General features: G+C 42.5%; 4 protein-coding genes and 1 pseudogene. 3 read left to right on the top strand and 2 right to left on the bottom strand.

All coding sequences use genetic code 11. The features are described from left to right. Positions 1-268: pseudogene (locus AC5JL8_RS04065) on the top strand (hypothetical protein); the annotation flags it as partial. 61 nt (positions 269-329) lie between these two features. Continuing rightward, positions 330-1,367, top strand: coding sequence for a lysophospholipid acyltransferase family protein (locus AC5JL8_RS04060; protein ID WP_495878498.1), 1,038 nt, complete (start codon positions 330-332; stop codon positions 1,365-1,367). A gap of 4 nt (positions 1,368-1,371) precedes the next feature. Here AC5JL8_RS04060 and AC5JL8_RS04055 read toward each other — a convergent pair whose 3' ends face one another. Together AC5JL8_RS04055 and AC5JL8_RS04050 are read right to left on the bottom strand one after the other, a co-directional pair. After that, positions 1,372-1,608 carry a hypothetical protein gene (locus tag AC5JL8_RS04055; RefSeq protein ID WP_495878497.1) on the bottom strand — a complete coding sequence of 79 codons (237 nt, stop codon included), beginning with the start codon at positions 1,606-1,608 and terminating at the stop codon, positions 1,372-1,374. A gap of 175 nt (positions 1,609-1,783) precedes the next feature. Next, positions 1,784-3,439 (bottom strand): hypothetical protein, encoded by a 1,656-nt coding sequence (locus AC5JL8_RS04050; RefSeq protein ID WP_495878496.1) that lies wholly within the window; start codon positions 3,437-3,439, stop codon positions 1,784-1,786. A gap of 105 nt (positions 3,440-3,544) precedes the next feature. Here AC5JL8_RS04050 and AC5JL8_RS04045 point away from each other — a divergent pair, with 105 nt between their 5' ends. Further along, positions 3,545-6,724, top strand: coding sequence for an alpha-mannosidase (locus tag AC5JL8_RS04045; RefSeq protein ID WP_495878495.1), 3,180 nt, complete (start codon positions 3,545-3,547; stop codon positions 6,722-6,724). Positions 6,725-6,728 lie beyond the last annotated feature (4 nt).

Below are 6,728 nucleotides of genomic sequence, written 5' to 3'. Positions count from 1 at the left end.
ATTCATCTCCCTCAAAGACTCATTCATCTCCCTCAAAGACTCATTCATCTCCCTCAAAGACTCATTCATCCACCTCAAAGACTCATTCATCTCCCTCAAAGACTCATTCATCTCCCTCAAAGACTCATTAATCAGTCTTAAGACTTACGCATTCGCTACGAAAAACAATGTGACGATGATGGATGAATACTTGCCAAGAATTTTATCTGTCATCTATGGTAATGTATCGCCAGCAGAGGCGATCGCACCCTGCAATATTAAGAGCTAGGTCTTACAGTTTATAACCATAGATTGGTTAAAACTTTCGGATCAAGAAGTAAGATTTTTTTATGAACAATGAGGGTATTAATAACAATAATTCTAGTGATGTTGTTCCTCAAGACCGCACTGATGGAGTAGATTCCCCAAAGAAAACAGCCGAATTGCAAACTAGCCATCAGCAGGAAAATAGAACACAATCACACACCATACCGCCCTTGACTGCTGCAACCATCAACAGGGTGCAAGAGGGTTTGGCTGCGGCCATTGATCCTGCTGTTCGGCAGACGATTGAAGAAGCTCTCAAAGACTTGGCAGTAATTAATTCAGAGTATCGGGAACCCAGAGCTAACGGTGGGTTGCGGCGCTTTGTATTGCGATCGCTCATTCACGGTTTATTCCGGGTGCGGGTAGAATATCAAGAAAGGCTGCCTCAAGAACCTGCAATTTTGGCTGTCAACCATCTGCACCATATCGACCCATTCCTTCTACTAGGCGAACTTCCCGCCCAACCTTACTACTACATCTTGGGTGATGCTCGCACCCTTTATAACAAGTGGTGGAAGCGCCTCATCCTTGGGTTTGCCGGAGGTGTCATTCCTTTAGAACGGATTTGGAAAGAAGAAATTGCTGTGATTGCAGAGGCGAAAGCCGGACGGCAAGACCTTGTTGAGTTGGCTACAGCTATTGAAGAGAATGTACCCACTGGTGGAGATATACAAACACTACGACAGATAGACCGCATTGTTCTAGCACTTTTAGCTCGTGGTGATGGCATAGTTCTGTTTCCAGAAGGGCGACTAGGAGACACTGAAGGCAAGTTACACCTCCCCCTCAAGCGAGGAACTGTGATTTACGCCCTACGAGCTGGTGTACCGATAGTACCAGTGGCTTTAATTGGCACTCATGACCTTTATCTGGGAAAAGAGTTAACTATTCGCTTTGGTCAACCATTATCTTGTTCTGCAACCTCCATACCGAAGCGACAGGAAGTAGATGCAGTTTTATCAGCATTAGAGAACGCAATGCTCGCTCTGTTACCAAAAGACTATCAGGAACCAAGGGGAATAAAGCTGTTTCGTAGTTTCCTCAATCATATGTTTTGGTAAAGAATTATTTCTCTAAAAAGTTTGTCATTTTGAAATTAGATGTGCCTTCCCAACAATGGTTCAAACATGCGTTAATTCTGGCATCTGGTAGCTCCGCAGATTCATTGGATGCATTAAATTGTACTGCTGTCACAATGTACTCAAAAATAATCACACACTGTTTCGTAGGCGACATTCTTTCAACCACAATTGTTTCACCCACCTTTGGGATTTGAGGTAAATCTACCACAAACGTCTCCATCTTCGGTTTTTCTAGTGGATTTTTAAAATTGAAATACTTACAGTAAACAAGAATTTTCGCTAAGAAAACTACCAATAACGCTGAACAATTTAATATATAAAAAATTAATACAAGCAAGTATCCTAGCTCTTTATTGCTTAGGAATTAGATGTTTGAAAGCTGAATGTTTATCAGCTTACTTACCTTGCCACAACCGCTGCCAGAACTTAATAATCTTTCCAACTATCTCTTCTAGCCAAAGCATAATACTATCAAGCAATTCTAGAAGTTGCTCTAAAATATGCTTTTCATATCCAATGAGGGTGGCTTGAGTTTCTATCCAGTCTGGCTTGGCCTCAACTTGAGTGCTTTGGTGTTGAGCAATTTCCCCTTTTTTACTTGCATTTTGAGGTTGGGAAATCCGAGAAGTAATTTGTTTTACAGAGTTGACTTTTCCCGATTTTTTTTGAGTAGACACAACATTTCGAGGTGATTTTTGCTGTTGCACCAACCCAGAACTCGGTTTTGGTTGCTGTAAAAAGTTTTGATAATTCCTAATCAAATTTCTGGGTGAAGAATGCGCTGCTGATTGATTGGATACTTCCACTTTTTTACTTGCAGAGGGCGCAACTGATTTGTTTACAGAAGTCTCATAGCCACCATACAAATCACTCCACGTCAGCCAAGCATCTGCGGCTAAATCTGCATTCTGCAAACGACTGTTTCTAGGCATCTTGGAAAAGCGATAAGGTAATCGTTTGCCTTGTGCTTTTGTATCGGAATCTCTGGAACTTAGTTGTTTTTGTTTGCTAACACCAAAAAAGTAATTGAGTGCTGCTGCAATCAAAGATTGAACCTTTAGCGTCTGAGTCTCCATATCAGCCGCAACTGCAATTTCTCCTCTGGCTGCTAGCTGCTCTTTCCCATAAAGAAATATATTTAACTGAGTTTGGGCAACTTGGATAATTTCTCGGCTATGTTGTTGTACAGGTACTAAAGCATTTGATTCTAAATTTGCCACTGCTGCATCTAAAAATGCTAATATCCTTTGAGAATGCAGTGAATATTTAGATTCAATTTCTTGTTCTGTTACTGTCCCCTGTGGTAGAGCAGTCACCTGCTCTGGATGACTACCAGTTAGCTTTGCTAATAAATGCTGAATTTCCGGTAATAGCGCTGTTTCTTTCTTGACTTCAAACATACGCCAACAACGCCAATAGTTAGCAATTTCGTTAATAATTCGGTCTGCTAATTTGGCTTGTTGTTGCAAAGTCAAAATGTCTAGAATTTCATTATCGATAGTGACAAGTACCAAGTTGCGATTCACTAAATTTGTAGCAACTCCCCGCACTACTGGATGATTATGCTTAAGGGTATTCTCTGTTGATGAAGCGCTGAGACTCCCTGGCAGATTATTTGGAATAGTTAAGGATTCAGAAATACTAGGTTGAGTGGTTGGTTGATGATGAAAAATTTTTAACCAGGAATCCTTTAAGAACTTTAACGGATTTGTAGGCGTTGATCTACTGTTTGGGGGAGTAGCAGTAGCTTCCTCCAATGGTAGATTTTTGACAGTCTCTAGTACGTTCTGAATGGGGGTATCAGCAGCCAGAGGCGTTTCTGGTTCTAACTGTAGTTTAGTTTGTTGTTGTTTTGTATACAGTGTCCTCTCTGCTGAATGGGCTGACTGCAACAGTATATGTACAGGATAAAGTAGTACCTCAACACCCCATTTAGTGGCAACTTGTACATGGCGGATGGTATGTTCCCACTGTTGAGTCAACCGCCGAGATTGCTGGTGGACAAAGTTAAATATTCTGCTTTGATAACGACCAGAGGAACCAGAAGGCATGGTAGTGATTTATAAGTTTAAGCTTTGTTGAGTTGCGAGACTCCCAGCGAATAGTCAAAACGACAAACTGTTAAATATCGTAAGTGCCCTAATCTTAACTAAAATATGACCTCTACTGTATCTTCATCTCATACTAAATTAATCACAGAAGCAATTGAGAAATTGCGCTCTTTTTGCCAAATTAACATTCAGTCTACCTGGCTATACCAGGAATCTGACCAGAATACTGTTGTTGCCACATCTGATTTATCTCAGTGGACGCCTGTAGAGCTAAACGATAAAGGAAGTATAGCTTGGGCAGGGGGTAAACAAGTTTTGTGGCTGGCTCAAAAAATCGTGGTTCCCCAGGATTTACAGGGTTATCCGTTAGCGGGGTTATCTTTGCGGCTGGCGTTGCTTTGGTGGGCGGATGCTGCCGAGATTTATGTTAATGGCGAGTTGGTACTGGAAGGAGATTTGTTTGATTGCTCACCCAGAGTACTTCTCAGCCAAGGAATTACGCCAGGCGAAGAATTTATTGTGGCTTTGCGGTTGGTGAGTCCGGGACATGATAATGGTGCTTTGGTGCGATCGCTCCTTGTTTACGAATCTAATGATTATAATCGTCCAGATGCCGGTTTTGTAGCTGATGAGTTGGCTGTGGTGCAGCTTTATTTAGAAAGGTTTGCACCAGAGAAGTTGGATGATTTGGCGGGGATGGTTAGAGAAATTATGAACCGCAAAGACGTAAAGATAGAGAAGGAAGAGTGGGAAAATATTCTCTTGACAGTGCGTCATCGCCTCCAGGAATCCGATATTTATCGGCGTGCATCAGCTTCCATCGGTGATTCAAAATCTAAATTCTATTTATTGGGTCATGCTCACTTAGATTTAGCATGGCTGTGGCCTGTGAGTGAAACTTGGAATGCAGCACAACGCACTTTTGAGTCGGTGCTGAAACTGCAACAAGATTTTCCAGAGTTAATCTACTGTCATTCAACACCAGCACTTTATGCTTGGATTGAAGAACATCGTCCAGATTTATTTACAGCAATTCAAGAGGCGGTAGCTGCTGGACGTTGGGAAGTTATCGGCGGAATGTGGGTTGAACCGGAACTCAACATCATTGCTGGTGAATCTATTGTGCGTCAGCTATTGTATGGTCAGCGTTACATACAAGAAAAATTCGGTAAACTTTCGCCTATAGTATGGGTTCCAGATAGTTTTGGTTTCTGTGCTACTTTGCCCCAATTTTTAGTGAATGCTGGCGTTGAGTATTTCGTCACGCAAAAGTTGCGATGGAATGATACCACTAAATTTGATTATGGCGCTTTTTGGTGGCGATCGCCTGATGGTAGCGAAGTCTTCAGTTTCATGTCTGCGCCGATTGGTGAAGGTATTGATCCGGTAAAAATGGCAGCTTACGCTTGTGAATGGCAAACCCAAACTCAGCTACCAGAAGCCCTCTGGCTTCCTGGTGTTGGCGACCACGGCGGTGGCCCTACCCGTGATATGTTAGAAACTGCCCGACGCTGGCAACACTCTCCTTTCTTCCCAGAACTAAAATTTACAACTGCTGAAAAATATTTAGAGCAAATTCGCACAGAAGACACAGAAAATACCAATTTCCCCGTTTGGGAAGATGAACTGTATTTAGAATTCCATCGTGGTTGCTACACTACCCACGGCGATCAAAAACGTTGGAATCGTCGTTGTGAAGGATTATTGTACCAAGCTGAACTATTTGCAAGTTTGGCAACGGTCAGTTGCGGTGTGAAATATCCCCAAGCTGAAATCGAAACAGCTTGGAAACAACTGTTATTTCAGCAGTTTCACGATATATTGCCTGGTTCTTCAATTACCCAAGTTTATATAGATGCGCTACCCCAGTGGCAGCAGGTGGAACAAGCAGGAACGAAAATATTACAAGAATCATTGTTAGCGATCGCATCTCACATCACCCTACCACAACCACCACAGCCTGAGAGTTTGCCTGTTGTCGTTTTCAACTCGCTCAATTGGCAACGTTCTGAGGTAGTTGCTGTTACCTTACCCACACCAGCAACAGTTAATCATCAGTGGCAGATTTACGATGTTTCTGGAAACCAACTTGTATCGCAAGTAAGTAAAGCATCAACTCTACTATTTCTTGCTAGCGATATTCCATCCGTCGGTTACCGCTTATTTTGGCTTGTCCCCACTTCCTCCCTCCCTCCCTCTCCCCCGCTTCCGGCTGGCTGGGTTCTAGAAAATGAATTTTTGCGCGTTATAGTTAATCCTGACACCGGAGATTTGTCTAATGTTTTTGACAAAACCCATCAACGAGAAGTTTTAAGTGGTGCTGGTAATCAATTGCAAGCTTTTAAAGATAGCGGTCAATATTGGGATGCTTGGAATATCGACCCCAATTATGCCCAACATCCTTTACCACCAACTACTCTCAAATCTATTGAGTGGCTAGAACAAGGTGCGGTGCAAAGCCGTCTACGGGTGGTGCGTCAGTTGGGTGAATCGGAATTTTGCCAGGATTATATTCTGCAAGCTGGTGTACCTCTACTCAAAATTGCCACCACTGTTGATTGGCAAGAAAATCAGGTGTTGGTGAAAGCAGCTTTTCCTTTAAATATCACCGCAGACTTTGCTACATACGAAATTCCCTGTGCTGCTATTCGCCGTTCAACTCAACGACAAACCCCCGCAGAACAGGCAAAATGGGAAGTTCCTGCCTTACGTTGGGCTGATTTAACTGGCGAAACAGATGAGTTGAGCTACGGTGTCAGTTTGCTGAATGATTGTAAATACGGTTACGACAGTCAACCAAATCAACTACGCCTGACTTTACTACGCAGTCCTAATTGGCCTAATCCAGAAGCTGACCGAGGCTTTCACGAATTTACCTATGCTTTATACCCCCATGCTAATAGCTGGGAGTCAGCCCATACGGTTAAGCGTGGCTACGAATTAAACATCCCACTGCAAGTGATTGTCAACTCTGTTAGCAATCACTTGCCAATACTCAGCACTAATGACAAGGTTAGCTTTCTAAATTTATCGGCTGATAATTTAATCTTGATGGCATTAAAGCAAGCAGAAGATAATCCGCAACAGCTGATTTTACGGTGTTATGAATGTCACGGAGACACAGCCAAGCTATCTTTGCAAAGTGATGTGGAATTGAGTCTAGGAGATGAGGTAGATTTATTGGAGCGTTCTGCTACTCAGGAATTCTCATCTCAGCAACAAATCTTCACTATCCAACCTTGGAAAATTGTCAGTTTTAAAATTATACCAGAGCCTCAATCCTGATTTT

Source organism: Mojavia sp., assembly GCF_059505145.1.
Note: the sequence above shows the minus strand (reverse complement) of the source record. Positions and strands in the feature narration are given on the sequence as shown.

Excerpts from the sequence above, each read along its gene's own strand:
- AC5JL8_RS04055 (WP_495878497.1), bottom strand. The coding sequence starts at position 1,608 with ATGGAGACGTTTGTGGTAGATTTACCTCAAATCCCAAAGGTGGGTGAA.
- AC5JL8_RS04050 (WP_495878496.1), bottom strand. The coding sequence starts at position 3,439 with ATGCCTTCTGGTTCCTCTGGTCGTTATCAAAGCAGAATATTTAACTTT.
- AC5JL8_RS04060 (WP_495878498.1), top strand. The coding sequence starts at position 330 with ATGAACAATGAGGGTATTAATAACAATAATTCTAGTGATGTTGTTCCT.
- AC5JL8_RS04045 (WP_495878495.1), top strand. The coding sequence starts at position 3,545 with ATGACCTCTACTGTATCTTCATCTCATACTAAATTAATCACAGAAGCA.